The 2,301-nt window shown below is 62.2% G+C and carries 1 protein-coding gene; it reads right to left on the bottom strand.

Features of this window, described 5'->3' with window-relative positions:
* Positions 1 to 125: 125 nt before the first annotated feature.
* Entirely contained in the window at positions 126 to 1,652 is a 1,527-nt protein-coding gene (gene ltrA, locus NKJ20_RS33925) for a group II intron reverse transcriptase/maturase (protein WP_352749935.1), read from the bottom strand.
* Positions 1,653 to 2,301: the final 649 nt, after the last annotated feature.

The following is a 2,301-nucleotide window of genomic DNA, read 5'->3' as shown; positions in this document are numbered from 1 at the left end:
GTAGAGTAGGGATGAAGCGCCTTACCCCGTTTCCGAGGCAGGTCTCTTCATCCCCCGCTCCGAACCGGACGTGCAAGTTTCCAAGCATCCGGCTCTCCATGCGTGGCTTCGGCCACGGGTGGCCCTCACAGCGTGGCGAGGGCGTTGGTCGACTCCCAGAAGGTGGCATCCCCTTTTCGGAAGTGCTCATCCGGGTCGTTCCATCCGTTCGGTATGCGAAGGCCTCGGTCCGGGTATCGCGGGCGTTTGGTGTCGGCGAAGCGGGCGAGTTTCTTCCCGCCCGCTCGCCAACTGCCGCCTTCCCCGGCTCCCGACTCGATGTATATACGGCGCAGTGTCCTTCCAGACGCCTTGCCGTGTTTCTTCCCGAGCCAGTACTTTATGCGCCGGTACAGCCACCAATCGTGCTTGCTGAACTCCCTCCATGCCCGTGTGGCATAGCGGTAGTAGTTGCGCCAGCCGATGATGACCGGGTTGAGGTCGTCGATGAGTTCAGCAAGGGTCTGGCCTGTTGGCCTTTCCCTCACCTTGACCTTGATCTTGTCGCGTAGGAACTGCGACTTGCCCTTCGGAATGAAGAGCAGGCCGACACGCCGGTCAGATGACGGCATCCTGACCTGCGCGACCCGATAACCGAGAAAGTCGAAGCCTTCCTGGACATCGGTGATCTTGGTCTTTTCCATCGACAACTCCATGCGCAATTCCTCTTTCAGGAACTGCGCCAGCGCCAGACGCTCTTCTTCGGCATTTTGTTGCGTTCCCTGCACGAGAACGACGAAGTCGTCCGCGTATCGCACGATGTAGAAGCCCGGCCGACCACGTTGATAGTCGGATTGCAGACGCTGTTGCGCCCGCTCGCGGGTCTTGTCGCGCGGGTTGGGAACCCAGCGCCGGTATCTCTCGTCTATGGCCGTCAGATAGACGTTGGCCAAAAGCGGCGAGACGATTCCCCCTTGCGGGGTGCCGGTCACCGGGTGCCGAAGGCTGCCTTCGATCATGATGTCGGCCTTCAGGAAGGCGAGCACGAGCCGCAGGACCTTGCGGTCCCGGACGCGGCGTCGCACGCGCTCCATCAGCACGTGATGATCGATGGCATCGAAGCACCCCTTGATATCCCCCTCGATCACATACCGGGTCCGCGAGGAACCGGCCGATGTCGGGTTCAACTTGTGACGCACCCTCGCGAGCGCGTCATGGGTGCTCCGGCCGGGTCTGAAGCCATACGAGGTCGGATAGAAGTCCGCCTCGAAGATCGGCTCCAGCACCAGCTTGAGCGCCATCTGGACCAGTCGGTCTTTGAGCGTGGGTATACCCAAGGGTCGGAACTTTCCCGGTTTACCCGGCTTTGGTATCAGCCTCTGCCGGACAGGTTCAGGCCGGTAAGTTCCCTGTCGCAGGTCTCGCCGGATGTCCTCCAGAAAGCCTGCGACCCCATCGGGTCGCCCTTCGACCGCCTTGCGCGTCACGCCGTCCGTGCCGGGCGTGTTGCTGCCCCTGTTACGAGCCAGCCGTTGCCAGGCATGAAGCAGCGTTCCGCGATCGCATACGATATTGAACAGATCCGCAAACGTCTTGTCGGGGTTCGCGGCACTCCACCGATACAGCTTGCGCTGCATGTCGAGAATAAACCCGGTATTCACCGTGTCGGACATGGTGTCCCTCTCCTGCTTGCAAAATGTATCCACTGCCCGCCTTCGCCATGCGGACGGCTTTCCCGTCCTCGGACTACTACGCAGGCTCCGCCCCCGCTTCGCGCGTTCGCCGGTCGCTTCGGCCAGCCGATCCCGTGAGGGTCGGCAACGCGGGCAGGTTCCCAAGTTCCACCAGCTGCTCCTCGTCCGCTGTAGGAGCCGACTCTACCCCGTGTGGAATCCGGCTTCCGGGCCTTGCAGGCTTTCCCGGACGCTGATGGCGGGTTTCCCCGACATCCCTGACGCGCACCCATCAATCGCGCGTCGGCACTCCACAAGTCTTTCGACTGCCTCACCCACTTCCGAGTCGGTGAGGAACCTCCTGACGGGGCTTCGGCCATCGGTTCGGTTTCCCTCTCCATGGCGGACTTGCTGGCCGGGCCGTTCTCGGGATCGGAAGTTCCCTCACGCCCGGCTTTAACGGGTTCTGCTGATTTACGGCTCTCCGGAAGCACCCGGTCGGCCTCACCCGTTCGCTTCGCGCCCCACGCTGCACCGTGTGGCGGGGAGGGTTTTTCGCCCTCCGGAGATGTTGGTGGCTAGTCTTCCAACTCGGCTTTTCTCCTTTCTGGTCAAAGAGTTAGAGGGCTGTGCTTGGCGCACTGACGGG

This window comes from Mesorhizobium sp. M0185, from assembly GCF_040322175.1.
Taxonomy (GTDB): Bacteria; Pseudomonadota; Alphaproteobacteria; order Rhizobiales; family Rhizobiaceae; genus Mesorhizobium.
This window is presented reverse-complemented; position numbering and strand designations above follow the sequence as displayed.